Here is a 22630-nt window from a genome sequence, read left to right as displayed (position 1 = left end):
AATAAATTAATTAATAAGATTCTTCACTTCGTCCCAGCTCAATTTATTAATATCTCCCATAGAATCGCCGACTACAGTATCAATCAATAAACGTTTTTTGTTTTGAAGTTCCAGTATCTTTTCTTCTATAGTTCCTCTTGTGATTAGCTTATAATTAGTTACAACGCGTTTCTGCCCTATTCTATAAGCTCTGTCAGTTGCCTGATCTTCAACGGCAGGATTCCACCATAAATCATAATGCATTACAGTGTCAGCCTGAGTAAGAGTAAGTCCTGTACCTGCTGCTTTAAGGCTAAGTAAGAATATAGGTGCTTCTCCAGCATTGAATCTATGAACTAAATCCATTCTGTCCTTTGTGGCCCCGTCCAAATAAAAATAATCTATTCCTAATTTCTTGAAAGCACTGCGCATAAGATTAAGCATTCTAGTAAATGAACTGAATACTAGTACGCTATGTCCGCCTGAAATGGCTTCTTTAATCATCTCTATAAACATATTAAACTTACCGCTTGTATGACTTTCACCGCGTAAATCTTCATGCATCAATCTTGGGTGGCAGCATACCTGTCTTAATCTTGTTAATGCTGAAAATATTTCTATATGAGATTGAGCAAAACCTTTACGTTTAACAGTTTCAAATATTTCTATTCTAGCCGCTTCAAGTATTGACATATAAAGTTCTTTTTGATCTTTAGTTAAATCGCAGTAGCTTACAACAGTATGTTTTGGAGGCAAATCTGTAAGTACATCTGTTTTTAATCTTCTTAATATGAAAGGTGCTATTCTAGTTTTTAAATTATCCAATGCCTCGCTTGAACTATCCAAACCTGCAAGTATAGGAGCTTCATAATCTTCAACAAAGTCCTTATGCTTGCCCAAAAATCCCGGCATAAGAAAATCAAACATTGACCACATCTCGCTTATGCTGTTTTCTATAGGAGTACCGCTTAAAGCAAGTCTTTTTAATGATTTTAAACTTTTTACCATTTTGGCATTCTGAGTATTGGCGTTCTTTATATGCTGTGCCTCATCAAGTATAAGATAGTTAAACTCATTTTCACTTAATGCTTTTACATCGCGTCTTAATGTAGAATAGGATATAACTGCAACATCATAATTGCTTACAGCCTTAATCTTTTTCATTCTAGTTTTTAAATTACCTGATAAAACTATAACTTCAAGAGAAGGAGCAAATTTCTTAATCTCGCATTCCCAGTTAGCAACACAAGAAGTAGGAGCAACAACCAAAGAAGTGAGTTTATTTCCATTTTCTTTTTCTTTTAATATTGTAGCTATAGTCTGAAAACTTTTACCAAGTCCCATATCATCAGCAAGTATACCATTTAATGACATATCAGCCAATTTTCTAAGCCATTTATAACCTATTAATTGATAGCTTCTGAACTCGCCTACTATATCTTTAGGAGGAGTTTCATCATACTCAACACGTTTTATATTTGCTATAGTATCAACAGCATTATCATCTAAATCCAATTCTATTCCGCTATGTTTCTCAAGCATATCAGCAAAATAAGGCGCACTGAACATAGGAAGCAAATATCTATTATCTTCTTTCTGTTCTATAGGATTTTCTTTGAACATCTTAGCTATATAATCGATTACTTCTAAATCTATAGGTACAAATGAACCATTCTGAAGTCTTATATATTCTTTATTTTCAACCTTTACGGCTCTTACTATTTCAGATAGATCATGAAGTTCTTTAACTCCTTCAAAAGAAAAATTAATCTCAAAGAAGTTAATATCCTTAGTTAAAGAAACTCTCATTTTAAGAGGCTTAACATTCAATTTTAATGATTTAAAAGATTCACTATAATAACAAGTCCAACCCCTATCCTGAAGTGCAGGAAGTATTTTATAACATAAATAGAATATCTTCTCATCATCTGAAGTAGCAAATGTATAATCTCCTACCTTCTCCAAATATTTTGATAAAGTTCTGCAGAAATATTCTTCTTTTTCAGTATCTCTGTAAATCTCTGTAACCTCATTATCAAACATATTGCTGCTTGTAAACTTTCCAGAATAAGGATCAACTGTGAAAGAACCATATTTAAACTTTATAGTAGAAAATACATTAGTTCCGTCATAATCCAAAAATACCAATGCCTGAGCAGGAAAAGCTAATATATCATTCTCTTTTATATCTTCAGGAAGTTCTATATTATCAAAATCTTTTTTAAGGTTAGGAAGAACCCTTGAACAGAAATCTTTTATATAATCTTTTTTTACTACTATGCTGTCTTTAAAAATATTCTTTTTTATTCTAGGGTATGAAGGATTAGTCTCATAAAAAATATCTTTATATAGTACAAAATCGCAGTTTTCTCCGAATGTATAAACTCTATTTAAATCAACATCTTTAATACTAAGATTAAGCACTAAATCCTTATTTTCATTATAATAACTTTCTAGCTGTAGATTTAACACTTCATCGCTGAATGTAATTACTCTGCTTTCTAATCTTATATTAGGAACATCTTTTAAAAGAGATAAACATTGATATGCATTATAATCTTTAAACCATAATTTACCATTTTCCTGTATATGCTTAGCTTCTGCATATAAATTATTCAAAAATCTTATTAATTTAGCTTCTGCCTTGCTGAAATCTTCAAGCTCTATTACTCTTTCATCATCTTCTATATTCTGTTTCTCTCCGATAACGCATGAAAATAAGAAGCTTTCAAGCTCTCCTACTCTATACTCTTTCTTATTTTCTAAATCTATTAATTTTAAAGAAAGCCCCAAAGTTCTTTCATTGTTGTTGTCGCCTCTTAAAGATAATAATACAGATAAACTATAATACTCTCTATAAAGATTATCCCTGTAATTATCCATTAAAGGAGATCTAGTATAATATAGCCATTCTTTTCTAGAAGGGTCTATTATTTCTGATGACTCTTCTTTCTTGCTTCTGTCTATTCTTTTATTATCGCTTTCTGTGATGATAACGCTGTTTGCTATAGTCTTAATAGATGCCTTTGCTAATTCATCATTTTCTTTAGCATTGGCATTTAAATTTAAAAAAGGATTATCATTTTCCTTAATTTTCTTTTTAGACTTACCCCTAGTATTCATTCCCATAACCTTACTATATTTATACACATTATTTTTGACGGCTTTTATAATAATAGAATTATTAAAAAAGTCAATATCATATATTGTATAAAAAAACATGATTTTTGATAATATGTAAAAAGAAATAGTTTTTTATATATTATGATAACTAGATTATGTTAACATTATATATATTTATAGTTGTTTTTTGTATCTTTTATTAGAATATACTCAAATATTTGAAATAATTTTTAGCATCATTATAGCCCTGTTCTATTCTCTTTTCAGCACCTTTTGGAGAGAAATCAAGTACACCCTTAAAAAAATTGCCTAAATCTTTGGAAGGATACATTTCATAAATATTAACATTATCTTTCTTTTTAACAGGCTTTTTATAATCCAAATGAATGACTATTATATCAGTGCAATCTTCATAGAGATAAAGAGGCTCTATAGGACAATCATCTGTATAGCATCCGTCAAGATAGAATTTATTATCAATCTTTTCTGTGGGAAATACGGTTACAAGAGCAGAAGTAGCCAAGAGTATTTTCTTTATTCTTTCATTAGAATTGCCGTTTAATTTGAAATATTTTGACTTTATAAAAAAAGGAGCATTATATTCTGTACAGGAAGCATATAAATTAAAATGATAATTTGATAAAAGATTAAGATCAATATATTTATCTATAACTTCTATTAATCCTTCTCTTGAAAATATACCGAATATAGAAGATTTATCAATTTTAAAATAGTCTTTAATCTTTTTGGGTGTTAGAATCTTTGTTTCTATTTCTTTTATCCACACTTTTTCGGCTGCTTCATAATCATTCATAACCATAAGGCAGGAATTCAAAGCCCCAACAGAATTTCCAGAAATTGCAGTAACTTTATCATATATGCCAGCCTCTTTTAAATACTTCCATACACCTATATGATAAGCACCTCTGCCTCCTCCTCCGCCTAGTACAAGTCCTATTTTTTCATAACTCAAATATACTTATTTAATAAAAAAATGCTATTGCATATCAAATACACAATAGCATAATATCTAAGCAATAATTAATAATTAATTACCGCCATTATTCTGATTAAGTGAAGACTCAAGTCTCTTTCTTTCTCTTTCAGCCTGCTGCAATTCTGCCTGCATTTGATAATATGAAGCAAGTCTTTGCTGTCTGTATTCTTCTATACGGTCTTTTTCATCGTCCATTCTTCTCTTATTATCATCTAAACGGCTCTTTGTCATAGAAATACTATTTTCAACAATACCTCTTGTTTGAGAATAAGGAGTTACAAAATCGCTCATAACATAAGCAACTCCTGTATCCGGTATATCATCTCCTGTGGTATCATTAGAGAACAATTCTTCTATACCATCCATTTGAGTTTCTATTTTATTCATAAATTTTTCTTCATCTACCTGTAAGAAACCTTTTTTTACTTTAGCCCAATCCTCTCCAGCATCTCCTCTATTTATTCCTATTTGGTCAAGAAGTGCCAATTCCTCGCCGTATTCTGTTTCATAAGCATCAGCAACAATCATTCTTACCCTTTGAGATAAAGTGCTTACAAGTGTATTTCCGCTGAATACTCCAACATAATAAAGTTTCTTTCTAAGAGCATCATCTGACATATCCACATTAAATTCTACTCCTAAAGTGGTAGCCAAATCATTCAAGTCGGTTCTATTCATAGTTTCAAGTCCGTCTCTTATATCTCTTGCTAAAGGTCTTAACATAGTATCATTAAGAAGGTCTATAACTTCATTATAAGCCCTTATAAAATTGGCTATAGCATTAACTACTCCCTCTTTATCAACTTCAATAGTAGTAGCAAATGCTTCAGGAGTAACTTTTTTGGCTGTGATATTAAGTCCATTAACTACATCATTAAATTCATTACTCTCACTTAATACATCAACTCCGTCTATAGAAGCTCTTGCATCTGTTGCCTCTGAAATCAAATAATTAGGAGCATCTTCCTCCTTACCCATATCCTCTACCAATAAATCCTTATAAAACACATTATAACCAGCATTTTTATTTATAAGAATAACCTCTGTTATAACATCGCCAGGTTCAAACTGTCCGCCTATAGGAATATTGAGTCTTTGCCATGAGGCACTTATAGTAGGTAAAGCAAAGAATTTTTCTACTTCATCTCCTGCTTTATTGATATATTTTACACCTATAATCTCAGAATTAAATCCTGTATCATCTACTGGTTCAGGAGCTTCTGCTTCAACTCCTTCTTTTGCCTTCCTTTCAGCTTCTAAAGCATCTTTATATTTCTTTATATCTTCAAAAGTTCTAGAACTGTCTGCAGGTGATAAACCTTCTCCATATAATTCAACATCTTTATATATTACGCTGTCTATTTTATTAAAAGTTAATCCTGTATCAGGAATAGACAAATCAACTGTAGGAGGCATAATAGGAGCTTCTATTGCATCATCTAATGAATCTGAAGCTCTCGCTGTTATAGATAAAGTAATATTTTCATTAACCTCAGCCTCTCTATGCAATGGAAGGGATAATTTATTCTCGCCTTTAAGTACTATAAAGTCATTTTTTACCATATAGTTAGTAGTTAAATTATCAGATTCATCTTCCCATTTACTCAAAAGCTGTTCATTAAATATATGTCCCAAATGTCTGTAAGGACGTCTTGTGAACATATTAAGTTCTTTTAATATACCTGATTCATCGCTTACAACCTCAACTATATTTTTAGAACCTGTTTTTACTAAGTCCATAGTAAGTACTTGTAAATTTCTTGATTTTTGTGTTATTGTAGTTTTTATTTTTTTACCGAAAGCCTTATCTATAGCTTTTTGCAAATTTACCAAACTTCCGCCGGCAAAATCAATAGTAGTTTCTTCTTCTCCTATCTTAAGAACTATCTTTCCTGCAGGCAGGGTATCAGCCATATTAAATGCCTTAGATGAAAATTTCTGGCTCGCTGCTATATCTTTAATTGCTATATCATAAGTGGTAGTATTAGCTAATCTATTGGCTGTAACAGTGAAGTAATCTGGTATACCTTCTCCTGTACCTATATAATTTCTGAAAGGAGAACGGAATCCGTAAAGTTCTTTTGATGCTGTAGCAAGTGTATCCAATCTGGCTTTTAAATCTTCATATGCAGATATTTGTCTTTGATAGTCTCTAGCATTATCTGCCAAATTAGAAAGCGTAGTGCTTCTTTTATTTACCTCTGCTTCTACTGCATTTTTATATACTTCATCAAGAAAAGCTTCACTTGTTGCCATATAAACACCTCTCCTTACAATAATATATATTAATAAAAACTAAAATTGTAATATCTTTGTAAAATAAATCTATTTTTAAATTATCGGAACAATGAAAAAAATAATGAGAATAATATTTTTTATAAAGCATTATTCTACACTTGTATTTTTTATAATATAGTATACAATGGTATGGTAAAAAAACAAAGGAGCGATTTATGGAAATTTCAGACAAGAGCTGGGTTGTTACATTAATTTTAGCAATATTTTTACCAGTACACAGATTCTATGTAGGAAAAATAGGAACAGGCATATTGTATCTTATTACATTCGGCGGATTTGGTATATGGTACATTATTGACATTGTAATGATCATACTGGACAAATTTACTGATAAGGAAGGAAGAAAACTAAAAAAATAAGTAAATTTGAGTAGATCAATGAAGGTTAGTATTATTATGATACTAACCTTTTTTATTATAAATAATCAAAAAATATTATTATTCATTTATATTAATTTGATAATTTTTTTAAAGCTTCTTCTTTATTCTGTTTGGCTTTTTCATAGTTTGGATCTATCTCTATAGCTTTATCATAATCTCTAACAGCTTCTTCATATAATCCCATACTATATTTTGCAAATCCTCTATTATTATATGCATCAGCCAATTTAGAATTTAACTCTATAACTCTGTCATAATTTTTAATAGCCTCTTCATAATCTGCTAAATTATAATATGAAAGTCCTCTATTATAATAGGCATTTATATGATTATTATCCAATTCTATTACCATATCATAATCTTTTACTGCCTCATTATGAAGCCCCATATTATTTTTGGCAATTGCTCTATTATAATATGCATCAATATATTGAGGCTCTATACTTATTGCTTTATTAAAATCTTCTATAGCATCTTCATATAATCCTAATGCACTTTTTGCATTCCCCCTATTATTATAGGCATAAAAATATTGAGGAGATAACTCTATAGCCTTATCAAAATCTTTAATAGCTTCTTTATAAAGTTCTAAATTATATTCAGCCGTTCCTCTATTATTATAAGCATCGGTATATTCATCATATATTTCTAATGCCTTATTTATATCTATTATAGCCTCATTATACAAACCCAATCCTATTTTGCATGCTCCTCTATTATTATAAGCATAAGAACTATTTCCATTAGAAAGCTCTATAACTTTATTATAGTAAGTAATAGCTTCTTCATATAGCCCAATACTTCTTTTAGCATCACCTATACCATTATAGGCATAGACTTCTGTGTCATCTAATTCCAATACTTTTTTATAATCTTCTATAGCCTCAATATATTTTTTTGACATTAATTTTATGAATGCCCTATCTATATAAGCATCTATATTATTACTATCCAAAACAATAGCTTTATCAATATCCTTTATAGCCTCTTCATAATACCCCAAATTACCTTTAGCATATCCTCTGTCATCATAAGCTTTTGAATGAGTAGGTACTAACTCTATAACTTTATCATAATCTTTTACAGCTGCTTCATAAAGTCCTAAATTAGATTCACAATTTGCTCTATTATAATAAAGTTCTGCATAATTTTCATCTACTTCTATACCTTTATTATAATAATTAATAGCTTCTTCAAATAACCCTAATGCTTGTTTAGCGATACCTAAATAATTATATATTTCAGAATTATTTGCATCTTCTTTTAATGCCTTAAGAAATAATTCTGATGCTTTTTCAAACTGAGTTTCTCTAAATAATTGCAAACCTTCTTCAAAATATGACATATGCCTTCCTTCTATTATAATAAAAATTGTGAGCGTCTGACAAGTAAACTTGTCAGACGCTCACAATTTTTTATTTTGAAAGTAGCTGACAACTAAAGTTATCAGTTGCTTGTTTATAGCTTTAAAATTACTTATTATTGCCAGCTATAAACTTTTCATTACTAATAAAAATTCTTATTAAATCGAAATATAAAATAAAACAATATTTTGTCAAGTAATTTTATTTCATATATTTATAATTTTAGAAAATTGAATTATTATAAGCTCAAATAAAGAGTATTTGATAAAATAGATTAAATATTTTTATATTATTTAAATCTAAAATTAGTTTATTATTTCAGAAAAAATAAATTATATCTAAGAAAAGCGATATCAAAACTATAACACTATTTTAACTTATTTTATAAAATAACTACCTGCTCTTCATAAACTTCTTTAGCTTTGGAATATAATTCAGCAGCTTTTTCATAATTTCCATCTATGAATTCAATATTACCTAAATGGAAATAGTCACTAGATTCAGGATTTTCTTTTATTTTATTTGTATATTTTTCTTTGCTTTCTTTCAAATTAGGATAATTATCTTTTAAAGTTTTGCTTCTAAGATTTTTGAGAGCTAAAACTTCAGGAGTATCAGCCGGATACATAGCTAAAGCCTGCAAATACATATTTTCTGCTTTTTTATAATCTTTAATTTCATGCAGACAAACACCATAATAATGATAATCATTATGATCAGCCAATTTATTATCTACTAATATTTTATAAAAATTCATAGCTTCTTTATAAAGTTTATTTCTAAAGAAATAATTAGCCATATAAACTAAAGCAACCCTATCCTTAGAATTAATTTTAAGTACATTCTTAGCAGTTTCTAATCCTTTATCTTCTTCCTTAAGAAGAGTACATAAAGATAAAAATTCATAATAAGGATTAAGATTTGATGAAGTATATAAAGTAATACCTTTTCTGTAAAGTTCAAATGCCTCTTCAAGTCTGTATTCTTTTTTAGCAATAGCACCTAAAATAAAATATGCTTCTGCTGCCATCCAATATTCTAAAAAAGTATTTAAAAATATTTTAGCATGTTCATAATCGCCGTTTTCAAATAAAGAAACTGCAACTTGTAAATATGCTTTCATATCTTCAGAAGTGCTTAATCGCATACTTCTTTTCAAGGCTTCTATAGCCTCTTCATTTACTCCTTTCTTTAATAATTCCTCGGCAAGATTACTTAATTTCATTGCTTTAGTATTAGTAGACACGTTCATACTCCTTTTTATTGAATTGGTCTTACATAAACTTCTTCAGAAAAACCACTTTCTATATTGCCACCCTCTCCACCTATAGCTGTAACAGTAAAGTAATAAACTCTTCCTTCTTGAAGTCCTTCTATTGTATATTCCTGTACATTTTCTATTACTATAGGTGTATATTGTGCTTCATTATATACTCCTGATTTAGTTCCATAATAAATTTTATATCCTGATATATTTTCATGGGAACCATTCCATTTTAATGTAACAGAAGTTCCATTTATTGCTGTAACTGTTAAATTAGATGGCACCAAAGGTTTTTCAGGATTATGATAATTTATAGAAACATTATTCAATATAGGTGTAACATTTCTATCAACATTACTCTTTAATACAGCCCTAACCTGAATATATCTAGTCATTGTATTTGTCATCGTATTTGTATGATTTTTCAAAGGCTCCCAAGCTATATTAACATCTCCAGGAGCAAAATAATAATCTGAAGTTCTATAATATAAATCTATATAACTTCCATTTGTACCATTTCCAACATAATCTATAGAATCAATAAATGTATTCTGATCCTCAAAATCTATAACTTTACTTATTATTTCACCATCTGCTGTATAAGGATACAAATTAAAAGTCTGCTTATAACGAGGTGTAAAATAAAAAGCGTCTAATCCGCCTATAAAACCATTTCCTAAATATAAAGGATCTAATTTTATATTATCAAATTCTATAGTATAAGGAGAACCTGTTTCATCTCCCGTACTAGTTAAATATACTACCTGCTCTTCAAGTCCGTCTATATATTTTACTAATTTTCCTGTAGCAGCATTGAAACTTACACTATGATGTCTCCATTCATTCTCTTTTAAATATTCACCCTGAGTAAGCATAACATTTGTATATACACCATTATAAGAGAATAAATTATTAAACTGCCAAACTAATCTTCCATTAACAATATTAGCTTTTATACCTGAAGATTTTGTAACACCATTTTCATTGTATATAGCTGTTTTTGATAATACTTGAGAATTCATTCTTATTCTATAAGGATTCAAATAAAATTCTAAAGTAAAACTTGTCATAGTATCATCAAAGTTATGTGTACCATCTCCTGTATAATAATCAAGTTTTATATAAGATTTAATATTATGAAAAAATACAGCATCTCCTCCATTGGCTCCTTCTATACTTTTAATATCTTTACTGTATATAAGTCCTTGTAAAATGCTAGAATCAAGTGCTGTATCACCTGTTAAATAGTTAAGTGCTGAATCACTATCATATAATATATAACTATTAGTAAAATTGTTTAATGTACTATAATAAATATTATTTGTATCCGAGAAAACATCATAAACAACAGCATTTAAATTAGCTGTAAAATATAAAATAAAAGCTATTAAAAAACCTATATAATGCACTTTCAAGTCCCAATTACTATTATATTTCTTTAATAATTATTCGGATATTTTTTAAATATCATTATTAAAAATATAATAAAAACTCTTTTTATAATGTACCTTTATATAGTTGCAAAAACTATAATTAAACTATATTAATAAAACTAATCAAAAAAAGATTTGTTATATAATAAATAATAAAATATATTAGGAGTTATTATGAAATTATCATTTATATTTATCTTTATTTTGTATATAAGCGCTATTTTATTTGCTGATACTAGAAGCGATTTTTTTTCTGCTGTACATAGCGGAGATATTAAATCTGTAAAAGAATATATAGAAATGGGTATAAACGTAAATTTACAAGATGAAAGAAAGAGAACTCCTTTAATGATAGCTACATATAAAAATGACATAAAAATGGTAAAACTTTTAGTTGATAATGATGCCAACGTTAATATACAAGATGCAAAATTAAATTCACCTTTTCTATATGCAGGTGCAAATGGAATGCTTGATATAGTAAAACTCATATATAAAAAAGCTGATACTAGAAATGTATTAAATATTTTTGGAGGAAATGCATTAATACCGGCATGTGAAAAAGGACATCTAGGCACAGTAAAATTCCTTCTTGAAAATACTGATATCGATGTAAATCATATTAATCACTTATCTTTCACAGCTTTACTTGAAGTGACTATACTCGGAAATGATAATCTAAATTATGTAGAAATAGTTAAGCTTTTACTCGAGCATGGTGCTGACAAAACAATTAAAGATAAAAACGGACATGATGCTTTATACTATGCCAAAGCAAGAAATTTAAAAAACATAGAAAAATTATTAACAGAATAATTATAAGATAATTACATAAAAAAGGTAAAAGCCTCAATATAAGACTTTTACCTTTATTATAATAAATTTTATATAAAACTTATTAGTCTTTCTTTACTTCAGTACCTGTGGAAGCATATCTTTGTAATTGAACAGCAGCTGCTTTAGGATTTTTAACCACGCAAGGACCTCCTACACATCCGCCGTTACAAGCCATAACCTCAACAAGATTAGGAGTATCATCTGTAACAGGAGTTTCTCCTGACTGAACTTTTCCATAACCTTTTAACTGCTTCATACCATCTTTATCAAGTCCGTTAATAACGGCTGCTTTCAATTTTTCAGGGTGTTTTAATCTTACTTTAACAGCCTCCGCAACACCTCCGCTTACAGCATATTTTCTTCCGGAAGCAGTAGGAACAGATTCTATATCTAAATCAGGCTCTTTTGATACATCAGTACCTGTAGCTATAAATAAAGCATCAAGCTCTTCCATAGATAAGCCATAATCTACTAAATCATCATCTAATCCTTCTCTTCTTTTTGCAAGACAAGGACCTATAAATACATTAATAGCATCAGGATCATCTTCATGCATCATTTCAGCTGTATAATGCATAGGTGTTCTTGTCTCAGATACACAAGGAATTAATTCAGGTACATGCTTTCTAACAGCTTTAACATAAGCAGGACAGCATGAAGTAGTCATCAATTTATCACCTCTCTCCATTCTCTCTTCAAATTCAGCAGCTTCTCTGTCAGATGTAACATCAGCACCCAAAGCAACTTCCCAAACCTTATTGAATCCTATTTTTAGTAAAGCACTCTTTAATTGTCCAGGCTTAGCATTAAATTGAGAAGCTATAGCAGGGGCATACATTACATTAACTTTTTCATCTGCCTTTAAATGCTTAAGTACATCCAAAAGCTGTCCTTTATCCATCATGGCTCCAAAAGGACATTCTCTCATACAATTACCGCAGAATATACATTTATGATAATCTATTACCTCTTTTCCTTGATCATTCTTATTAATAGCGCCTACAGGACAGGATTCTTCACAAGGCACAGGTATATAAATAATAGCATGATAAGGACAATTTTTTAAACATAATCCGCAGTTTATACATTTACTGCTGTCTATATGAGCCCTTTTTTCATCTAATATTGTTATGGCATCTTTAGGACAGTTCATCATACAAGGTCTAGCCAAACAAGCCTGACAAGCATTTGTTACCATAAAATTAGCCCTTACACATGCATTACAAGCCTCATCTAATACCGTAAGCATAGGCCAAGTTGGTTTATCTCTCTCTAATGCTAATTTGGCATATTCAGACAATGGTATTCCGCTATCCTCTTTACCTTCAACACTTATTCCAAGTCTTGCCATAATTCTATTTTTTATTATTTCTCTATCGTTGTGTATACAGCATCTTATAGATTTACTATCTCTAGGTATTATCTCTATAGGTAATCTGTCAATATCTTCTATCAGTCTGTCTTCGATAAACATTAATGCTATCTTTACCAAAATCTCTTTTTTTAACTGAGAAGCGTTATTATTAATATTCACTTTTATACTCCTAAATTTTTAAGTGATTTTTTTGTTTAATATAAACACATAATATGTATATATTATTATATATTATAATACGAAGATTATTTTTTTCAAGTACAGTATAAAAATTAATGTACATTTTTTTATTATATATGTAATATATAAATTACTCTCTAATAACAAATATAGTAATTAATATACAATAATGAAAATAACTTAATTTATTAGTGAAGATATTTAAAATTAATTAAATGATATTTCTATATAGTATAACCGTATATCATCTAAAAAATAAGAAAATAAAAAATAATAAAGAAATATATTAATATATATTGACATAAATGATAATTTGATATATATTACTTAATATAATAATACTATATAAAATATTGTTGTTTTTTATTATAAATACATAAAACTCCTAAGCCGCTGTTATATAATTTTTATAACACGGCTCATTTTTTAATTAATTTATCTTTTAACTCATTATAATTTTTAGTCATAATATCGTACCAATAATCTAATTTAGCATTATCATCACCATTTATATCTTTAAAATAGAAAGGTTCTAAAAATCTAACTGTTATCTTTTTAAATGGAGAAATTTTAATAGTTCTAGCTTTCATAATATCTTTAGTACCATATATAACAACAGGCAAAACTGGTATATCTGAACATCTTTCTGCTATTTTTAATATTCCTCTTTTTGGCTTCTTTATTTCTCCTGTAGCACTTCTTGTTCCTTCAGGATAAATAACAACACTTATATTATTTCTTAATCTATTTTCCATATCATCTATAGATTTTACAGCACCTACAGTACCTCTTTTTACAAATATATAATTAGACAATGACATACCAAATCCAATTAAAGGTACTTTTCCATAAGTATCCTTTGAAACAAATGCAAATGATTTTTTAAACACGCTGAAACATGCAAATATATCGAATGCACTTTGATGATTAGGGGTTAGCAAATAGGTTTTATTAGGATCATAATTTTCTTTTCCTTCTATATTAAAGGAAATAAACGCCATTTTCATAAGTCCTCTACCCCAAAATTTGGCCATAGTATGAACATATTGTGAAGCTTTCCTTTTAGAAAATAATCTTATAAAAGGATAAACCGAAAAGGCAACAATTACACATAATATTGTAAATATAAAACTTAATAAAAAATAAATTAAACTAAATAATATCATAATATATAGTTTATTATAAAAATAAAAAATTATCAATATACAACTTGATATATTAATAACTGTTTGATATAATTAATAAACATTTTTTTAATTTTTTATTAATGAATATTATTATTATGAATAGTAGGAAAAAGCAACAAATAGGAATCATAGTTAATGTTCTTAGAACTGATACTGACGGAATTTTAAAAAAAATAGATAATATAATAAAAAAATATAATATAGAAGCTATAATTATAGATTATGACATATCATCTCACAATAATATAAAAAAAGCAACAAAAGAATTAAAAAATGTATCAATGTTAATATCAATAGGCGGAGATGGAACATTACTTTCCGCTTTGAAAATAGCTATAAAATATGATATATCAGTTCTTCCTATATATAATGGTACATTAGGTTTTATTTCTGAAATACCTCCTGAAGAAGCATATCTCATATTAGAAGAATATTTTGAAGATAAAAAAACATTATATGAAATAGAGCCTAGAACATTATTGTCTGTAAATGTCTATTCAAAAGAAAAGAATACATATAAAGAATATCTAGCTGTAAATGAATTAGTTTTAAGCAAATGCGACGGCAGAGCTATATATATAGATATTACAATATCAGGTAAATTAATATCTTCAATAGTAGGAGATGGTGTTGTAATAGCAACTCCAACAGGTTCAACAGCTTATGCTTTAAGTGCAGGAGGTCCTATACTTGCCCCTACAATTGATGCCATATCTTTTGTACCTATAGCACCTCATTCATTGACTTTCAGACCGCTTGTTATTCCTAAATGCGATAATATAGAATTGGAATTGACAGAAAAATCATTAAAGGCTATGATAACAATAGACGGATATGATATATGCCAATTTAAAAACGATGATAAGATAATAGCAAAAATAAGCAATAAAAATTGTTATATATTTCAAAGTGCAAAAAGACTATTTTATGATATACTTAGGAATAAACTTAATTGGGGTAGATAATGCTTAAATATCTCGAAATTAGAAATTTTGTATTAATAGATAAATTAAAAATAAATTTCAGCAGCGGTTTCAATGTGCTTACAGGTGAAACAGGTGCAGGTAAAAGTATTATAATCAGTGCATTAGAACTCATAACAGGTGAAAAAGGCTCTACTAGAATGGTTGGAGCTAATGGAGACAGATTAATTGTTTCAGGAAATTTTTCTCTTCAGTCATCTGCTGACATTGTAAAAAAGAAATTAAAAGAATGGAATATAGAAATAAATAATGATGAGCTTAATATAAAAAGAGAAATCACAAAAGATGGAAAAAGCAAATCATTCATAAATAATGTAGGCGTTAAAGTGGCAGAATTAAAAGAACTTGGGGATTTAATAGTAGATATACATGGACAGCATGAACATCAATCTCTTTTCAATCCAGCAAATCATTTAAACTTTTATGACAGCTATTTAAATATTGATGACAAATTAGAAAATTATAAAAATCATTATAATAAACTTACAAAATTAATAAGACAATATAATGAAATATCTCAAAACAAAAACAATATATTAAAAGAAAAATCTTTTTTAGAATATGCAATAGATGAAATAGAAAAAGCTAAATTAAAACCTAATGAAGATGAAGAGATAAAAAATGATATTACTATGATGTCAAATGCAGAAAGCATAGCCTCATCACTTTCTTCTATTAATAAAGATATATTTGGAAGCGAGTCCGGAGCCTATACAAAATTAAATAGAAGCATTTCAGCATTACAAAGCATATCTAAATATGACAGCAGACTTTCAGATATTGCATCACAAATAGAAGGCATAACATTAAATCTTGAAGATATAAAAAGTGTTTTAACTGAAATAAGATCAAAAACAAAATTCGATCCTGAAGAACTTCAATCTCTAAATGAAAGACTTTTCTTCATTAATAATTTAAAAAAGAAATACGGCTCTAATATAAAAGAAATAATATCCTATGCTAAAGAAGCCAAAGAAAAATTAGACTCCCTTAATTTCTCTGAAGAAGATATTGAAAACTTAAAAAAAGAAATAGAAGAATTGAGAGAAAAAACTTCTATACTTGCAAAAGAAATATCTGATATAAGACATAACAGAAAAGATGATTTTATTAAAGCTATAGAAAACGAAATGAATGATTTAGGTATGTCATCTACAAAATTTGATGTTGAAATAACTTTAGATGAAGATGATGACGGCATACTTAATATAGACGGAGCTAATTTAAAAGCTAATTCTACTGGAATTGATAATATAGAATTCATAATAGCACCAAATAAACAAAGTATGTTCCAGCCTCTTAGAAAGATTGCATCAGGCGGTGAAATATCTAGAATAATGCTTTCATTAAAGAATGTTCTTTCTTTAGGAGATTACTGTGAAACATGCGTATTCGATGAAATAGATGTGGGAGTTGGAGGAAGAATCGCTGAAGTTATAGGTGAGAAAATAGCAGCATTATCAAAAAGAAAACAGGTTCTTAGCGTTACTCACTTGGCTCAAATTGCAATATATGCCAACAATCATTTTAAAGTTACAAAGAATGAAGGCGACGATATTGTTACATCAACTATTGAAGAACTTGATGATTCTATGCGTGTACATGAAATTGCAAGAATGATAACAGGAAAAGAAATCACAGAAGCAAGCATAAAACATGCCGAAGAAATGCTTGAACATGCTAAAAAATAATAGGATTAATTTCAGAAGTAAATTAACATATATTAATATTGTTCACATTTTAAATGTTTTTATTTTATAATTTTGATTAAAAAATATGAATCGCACTAGAACAAAATAGTCTTATGCTTAGTCAAAAGAAATATTGCTGCTTTATAAATTACATAATATTTAAAACATTATCCTATAATATAGAATTATGTTAAAAATTCCACAAATAATTTTATCAAGTACTTTTAGACAATTTTAATACATTATAAAAATAATAAAAAATTAGAACAGAAATAAATTATATATTCCTGTTCTAACTAGAAAATATTAATTAAAAATATTAATTAATTAGATTTATTTTTAGTGGCAATGTCCATCCAAACAGCCAATAGTAAAACTATACCTTTAATAATATTCTGCCAAGATGAATCTAGTCCTATAATACTCATACCATTATTCAAACTAGCTATTATCAAAGAACCAAGTAAAGCACCCAATACAGCTCCTGTACCTCCGCTTAAACTTATTCCGCCTATAACACATGCCGCAATAGCATCTAATTCACTATTAACACCTGTTGAAGGTACTGCTGAAGCTAATCTAGCAGTATTTATTATACCGGCAATAGCTGCTATAACACCATTAACAGTAAATACCATAAATATATATTTTTTTATATCAATACCTGAATATTTACAAGCCTCTGAATTACCACCTATAGAATATACTATCCTTCCATAAACTGTATTATTTGATATATAAGAAGCTATAACTGTTATAATCATCATAATAATAACAGGCAAAGGAATGCCTCTATAACCATTCATCCAATAAACAAATATAAAAGAAATTATTATTATAAAAGCTAAATTCATTATCAAAGATTTCTTCTCGCTTTCATTTCTGCTATGAAGCAATTTCTTCATATTAGCTAATATCAATATAATTATAGAAATAATTAATATTATCCAAGCTGCTACAGGAGAAATATTTCCATTTCCTATATAGTTAAAATGACTATCTTGAATAGCTAATGTTTGACCTTTTGTGATATATAATACAACTCCCCTATATGCTAATAATCCGGCTAACGTAACAATGAAAGCAGGTACTTTTCTGTAAGCACACCAAAAACCATTGATAGCACCTATTATTAAACCAAATATCAATGTAATAGCTATGGCCAAAGGAGCATTTACATCGCTTCTAAGTAATATACCGGATATGGCACCTAATAATCCTAACATAGAACCTACTGATAAATCTATATTTGAAGTGATAATTACGAATGACATCCCTATAGAAAGTATACCTGTAATACTCATTTGTCTGAATAAATTTGATATATTCCTAGAAGATAAAAAACTTCCTGAGGTTATTGCACCAAAAAAACCCCAAAGAATAATAACTATTATAAATAACATAAATAAATTATATTTTTTTAAAAAGTTTTTAATCTGAACATTATTATTCTCCTATCGCTGCTGTCATTATTGTTTCTTGAGTTAATCCATTATTATCTAATGAGGCTTTTATTTTACCTTCATGCATAACTATAACCCTATCGCTTAAACCAAGTATTTCAGGTAATTCTGAAGATATAAGTATCACAGAACATCCTTCTTCTACTATAGAAAATATGTATTGATATATTTCATATTTTGCACCTACATCTATACCCCTTGTAGGCTCATCTAATATTAATATTTTAGGATTAATTAATAGACTTTTTGCTAAAACACATTTTTGCTGATTACCTCCGCTTAAATTCTTTATAGGCGAATCTAAACTAGGTATCTTTATAGAAAGTTTTTCTTTATAATTTAAAGCTGCTTCTTTCTGTAAATTTTTATCTAAAATACCTCTTACAGCATAATTTTTAATAGTAGAAAGAACTATATTATTCTGAACACTATCATTTAAAATTACGCCCTGAGTTTTTCTTTCTTCCGGAACAAAACCTATTTTTAAATCTACTGCATCCTCTGTCTTTTTTATATTCAATTTCTTTCCATATAAATAACTTTCTCCCACATAATCACCGGTATAAGCTCCATATATAGCAGAAAGTAATTCAGTTCTTCCAGATCCTACTAAACCTGAAAATCCTAATATCTCTCTTTCTCTTAAGAAAAATGAGGCATTATCAACTTTTTTTATATTTGAATTTACTTTATCATATAAAGTATAATTTTTAGCTTCAAAAATTATATCACCTATTTCTCTGCTTCTTCTAGGTATTAAATTTTCTATACTTCTTCCAACCATCATAGATATGATTTTATTACTATTCATATCAATAGTTTTTCCGCCGCCAACACTTTTACCATCTCTTATAACTTCCACACTATCAGTAACAGCTTCTATCTCATCTAATTTATGGCTTATGTATATAGCACTCAAACCTTTTTCTTTAAGTGAGAATATTATTTCTATAAGTTTTGAAATTTCTTTTTCTGTTAATGAAGATGTAGGTTCATCAAATATTAATATATTAGCATTTTTCAAAATTGCTTTAGCTATTTCTACCATCTGCTGTTCACCTGTACCTAAATCTTTTATTTTAGATTCAGGGTCTATATTAGGTGCTATAACCGATAATGCTTCTTTAGCTTTTACATACATTTCATCTTTATTTAGAATACCGAATTTGTTGATAAAATTTCCCAAAAATAAATTTTCTGTAACATTCATTTCAGGTATTAAATTAAGTTCCTGGTGTATAATGGCAATTCCGGCACTTTCTGCATCTTTTATACCATTAAATCTCATTTCTTTACCATTAATAAATATACTTCCCTCATAAGTACCAAAAGGATATATTCCAGATAATATTTTCATTAATGTGGATTTACCTGCGCCATTTTCCCCGCATAATCCTAATATCTCTTGTTTTTTCAAAGATAAAGATATCCCGGATAATGCTTTTACACCGGAAAAACTTTTATGTATATCTTTCATTTCAAGAATGCACTCTTGCATAGATATGTTCCCCATTATTTAATATTACTGCTAAAATAAATTGTATATAATTATTTTAGCAGTAACTTCACTCTTATTTATAATTTAGCTTCAAATTATTGAATTAAATTAATTTCCATAAACATCTTCTTTTGTAGCCCAGCCGTCAGCTATTACAGTAGAATCTAAATTATCTTTTGTAACTTTGATTGGCTCAATATAAAATGTAGGAACATCTTTATAGCCATTATTTAAAGAACTATTACTTTCTGCTTTTTCACCTTTAGCTAATGCTACAGCTGCTTTAGCACATTCTTTAGCTATTAAATGTATAGGTTTATAAACAGTAACTGCCTGCTCGCCTTTAGCTATTCTTTGTAAAGCTGCCAAATCAGCATCTTGTCCTGAAACAGGTACTTTTCCTGCCAATCCTTGTGCTTTTAATGCCTGAACAGCTGCCCCACCTATAGCATCATTAGCTGCTACTATAGCTGTAACATTATTATTCTGAGCTGTTAACATATCCTCTATTATTTGTAAAGCAACATCAGGAAGCCAATCTCTTGTAGACTGTTCTCCTATAAGCTCTATATCTCCGCTGTCTATATAAGGTTTAAGAGCATCCATGGCACCTTTTCTGAAATACTGAGCATTATTGTCAGTAGGAGATCCTCCCAAATAATAGAATCTTCCTTTATTAGTGATTTCTAATATACCTTCAGCCTGCATTCTTCCAACTTTTTCCAAGTCAAAAGTTACATAATGTGCTACATCGCAGTTATTTATCATTCTGTCATAAGCCAATGTTGGTATACCATCTTGAGATGCCTGCATTATAGCTGGAGAAAGACTATTTCCGTCATTTGCTATAACTACTAAAACATCAACATTTTGTGCTATTAAATTTTCAATGTCAGCAAGCTGTTTAGTAGCATTTCCATCGCTTGAAACATAAATAACTTCAGCACCCAAACTTTCAGCTTCTTTTACAAAATAGTCTCTATCTTTTTGCCAACGCTCAAGTCTCAAATCGTCCAAAGATAAACCTATTTTGATTTTGTCTCCGCCTTTATCAGCTGTTGTATCTGCTGCTTTGCTTGAACATGATAAAGCAAATAGAGATAAAGAAATTAAAACGGCTATAATTTTTTTCATAATGATATCTCCTTAAAATTATTATAAATTATATATAAATTGATTTAATTTAGCTTCAAGTAATTCCTGATTACCGCTAGGAAGTTCTTTTTCTTCTAATGCAAGTGCATAATCATATAACTCTTCTAATGAAGTTGATTTACTTTCTATTTTTGCACCTATTCCACTATTATAAGAACTATATCTCTCTTCAATAAATTTATCGAAACATCCGTCTTTAACTATTTTATCAGCTATTCTTAATCCCCAAGCTAAAGTATCCATTCCAGCAATATATGCATACATCAAATCGTCCATAGTATGAGATGGTCTTCTTACTTTAGCATCGAAGTTGAATCCGCCATTTTTTAATCCGCCATTTCTTATAATCTCTACCATCATTAATACTGCATCATATACATTAGTAAGGAACATATCTGTATCCCAACCCAAGAAAGTATCACCATAGTTAATATCAACAGAACCTAACTTTCCATGATTTCTAGCAACCTGCATCTCATGCTGCATAGTATGTCCTGCCAAAGTAGCATGGTTTACTTCCAAATTAAGCTCAAAATATTTGTCTAAATTATAATGATATAAGAACTCTAAAGTAGTAGCAGCATCAAAATCATATTGATGTTTTGTTGGTTCTTTTGGTTTTGGCTCAATAAAGAATTGTCCTTTAAATCCTATTTTTTCTTTATATTCAACTGCCATAGATAAGAAATAAGCCAAATGATCTAATTCTCTTTTCATATCAGTATTAAGTAAAGTTTCATATCCTTCTCTACCACCCCAGAATACATATCCTTTAGCATTTAATTTTTTAGCTATATCCATAGTTTTTTTAGTCTGAGCAGCAGCAACTGCAAAAACATCAGCATAAGGGCTAGTAGCAGCACCATGCATATATCTAGGATTTGTAAATAAAGATGAAGTAGCCCATAAAAGTTTCTTACCTGTTTTAGACATACTTTCTTGTATCAAATCTACTATCATATCTAATTTTTCATTAGTTTCTTTTAGAGTTTTATATTCAGGAGCTAAATCTCTGTCATGAAAACAGAAATAATTCATTCCTAGTTTCTGCATAAGTTCAAATCCAGCCTCCACTCTCATTTTAGAAGCTTCTAATGCCTCTTTACCATTCCAAGGTCTGCTTGCTGCAGGAGCTCCAAAAGGATCTGCACTTCCAGCAGCTAATGTATGCCACCAACTCATTGCAAAAGGCATCCATTCTTCCATAGTTTTACCTGCTATAACTTCTGAAGCATTATATTGTTTGAATGAAAAAGCATCTTTACTGTCTTTTCCTTTATAAAGCACTTTATCTGTACTTGTAAAATATTCCATTTCTTTACTCTCCAATTATTTATTTAGTAAAATGAATTTACTTAAATAATAAAAAATATATTTAAATAATAAAATCATTTTACTAATTAATAGTGTAGTAAAAAATGTC

Annotated in this window: 16 protein-coding genes; 4 read left to right on the top strand and 12 right to left on the bottom strand. The window is 28.8% G+C overall.

Annotated features, from left to right (window positions below):
• Window positions 1–6 precede the first annotated feature (6 nt).
• The 3 genes from BINT_RS05320 to fliD all read right to left on the bottom strand — a co-directional run bounded on the left by BINT_RS05320 (window position 7) and on the right by fliD (window position 6355).
• Complete coding sequence (locus tag BINT_RS05320; protein WP_041177281.1) at window positions 7–3102, bottom strand: DEAD/DEAH box helicase; 3096 nt, start codon at window positions 3100–3102, stop codon at window positions 7–9.
• 199 nt (window positions 3103–3301) lie between these two features.
• Entirely contained in the window at window positions 3302–4075 is a 774-nt protein-coding gene (locus BINT_RS05315; RefSeq protein WP_014487524.1) for a patatin-like phospholipase family protein, read from the bottom strand.
• A 75-nt stretch (window positions 4076–4150) separates the two neighbouring features.
• Window positions 4151–6355 (bottom strand): flagellar filament capping protein FliD, encoded by a 2205-nt coding sequence (fliD, locus tag BINT_RS05310; protein WP_014487523.1) that lies wholly within the window; start codon window positions 6353–6355, stop codon window positions 4151–4153.
• Between the two features lie 197 nt (window positions 6356–6552).
• Between fliD and BINT_RS05305 the strand changes: the two genes are divergently transcribed.
• Window positions 6553–6756, top strand: a complete 204-nt coding sequence (locus BINT_RS05305; RefSeq protein WP_014487522.1) for a TM2 domain-containing protein — start codon at window positions 6553–6555, stop codon at window positions 6754–6756.
• Between the two features lie 91 nt (window positions 6757–6847).
• Here the strand turns inward: BINT_RS05305 and BINT_RS05300 are convergent, their stop codons facing one another.
• The 3 genes from BINT_RS05300 to BINT_RS05290 form a co-directional block, all read right to left on the bottom strand.
• Entirely contained in the window at window positions 6848–8122 is a 1275-nt protein-coding gene (locus tag BINT_RS05300; RefSeq protein WP_014487521.1) for a tetratricopeptide repeat protein, read from the bottom strand.
• A 401-nt stretch (window positions 8123–8523) separates the two neighbouring features.
• On the bottom strand, window positions 8524–9387 hold the full coding sequence (locus BINT_RS05295; RefSeq protein ID WP_014487520.1) for a tetratricopeptide repeat protein: 864 nt from the start codon (window positions 9385–9387) through the stop codon (window positions 8524–8526).
• Between the two features lie 14 nt (window positions 9388–9401).
• A complete protein-coding gene (locus BINT_RS05290) occupies window positions 9402–10820 on the bottom strand; it encodes a fibronectin type III domain-containing protein (protein ID WP_014487519.1) in 1419 nt (472 codons plus the stop codon).
• 192 nt (window positions 10821–11012) lie between these two features.
• Between BINT_RS05290 and BINT_RS05285 the strand changes: the two genes are divergently transcribed.
• On the top strand, window positions 11013–11654 hold the full coding sequence (locus BINT_RS05285; RefSeq protein WP_014487518.1) for an ankyrin repeat domain-containing protein: 642 nt from the start codon (window positions 11013–11015) through the stop codon (window positions 11652–11654).
• A gap of 82 nt (window positions 11655–11736) precedes the next feature.
• Here BINT_RS05285 and BINT_RS05280 read toward each other — a convergent pair whose 3' ends face one another.
• Window positions 11737–13209: a 4Fe-4S dicluster domain-containing protein gene (locus BINT_RS05280; RefSeq protein WP_014487517.1), complete on the bottom strand. Its 1473-nt coding sequence runs from the start codon at window positions 13207–13209 to the stop codon at window positions 11737–11739.
• 440 nt (window positions 13210–13649) lie between these two features.
• Window positions 13650–14396: a lysophospholipid acyltransferase family protein gene (locus BINT_RS05275; RefSeq protein ID WP_041177279.1), complete on the bottom strand. Its 747-nt coding sequence runs from the start codon at window positions 14394–14396 to the stop codon at window positions 13650–13652.
• A gap of 116 nt (window positions 14397–14512) precedes the next feature.
• On the opposite strand from BINT_RS05275, the gene BINT_RS05270 reads away from it, so the two are divergent.
• Together BINT_RS05270 and recN are read left to right on the top strand one after the other, a co-directional pair.
• Complete coding sequence (locus tag BINT_RS05270) at window positions 14513–15382, top strand: NAD(+)/NADH kinase (RefSeq protein ID WP_041177278.1); 870 nt, start codon at window positions 14513–14515, stop codon at window positions 15380–15382.
• Window positions 15382–17091: a DNA repair protein RecN gene (gene recN / locus BINT_RS05265; RefSeq protein ID WP_014487514.1), complete on the top strand. Its 1710-nt coding sequence runs from the start codon at window positions 15382–15384 to the stop codon at window positions 17089–17091. Before BINT_RS05270 ends, recN begins: the two co-directional genes overlap by 1 nt.
• A gap of 323 nt (window positions 17092–17414) precedes the next feature.
• Here the strand turns inward: recN and BINT_RS05260 are convergent, their stop codons facing one another.
• The 4 genes from BINT_RS05260 to xylA form a co-directional block, all read right to left on the bottom strand.
• Complete coding sequence (locus BINT_RS05260; RefSeq protein ID WP_014487513.1) at window positions 17415–18494, bottom strand: sugar ABC transporter permease; 1080 nt, start codon at window positions 18492–18494, stop codon at window positions 17415–17417.
• A gap of 43 nt (window positions 18495–18537) precedes the next feature.
• The gene (locus BINT_RS05255; RefSeq protein ID WP_041177276.1) at window positions 18538–20052 is read right to left on the bottom strand and encodes an ATP-binding cassette domain-containing protein; all 1515 of its coding nucleotides are present in this window, start codon (window positions 20050–20052) and stop codon (window positions 18538–18540) included.
• A 108-nt stretch (window positions 20053–20160) separates the two neighbouring features.
• Window positions 20161–21186, bottom strand: a complete 1026-nt coding sequence (gene xylF, locus BINT_RS05250) for a D-xylose ABC transporter substrate-binding protein (protein ID WP_014487511.1) — start codon at window positions 21184–21186, stop codon at window positions 20161–20163.
• 21 nt (window positions 21187–21207) lie between these two features.
• Complete coding sequence (gene xylA, locus BINT_RS05245; RefSeq protein ID WP_041177275.1) at window positions 21208–22521, bottom strand: xylose isomerase; 1314 nt, start codon at window positions 22519–22521, stop codon at window positions 21208–21210.
• Window positions 22522–22630 lie beyond the last annotated feature (109 nt).

Origin of the sequence: Brachyspira intermedia PWS/A (assembly GCF_000223215.1) — a bacterium.
In the GTDB taxonomy this organism is placed as follows: Bacteria; Spirochaetota; Brachyspiria; order Brachyspirales; family Brachyspiraceae; genus Brachyspira; species Brachyspira intermedia.
Note: the sequence above shows the minus strand (reverse complement) of the source record. Positions and strands in the feature narration are given on the sequence as shown.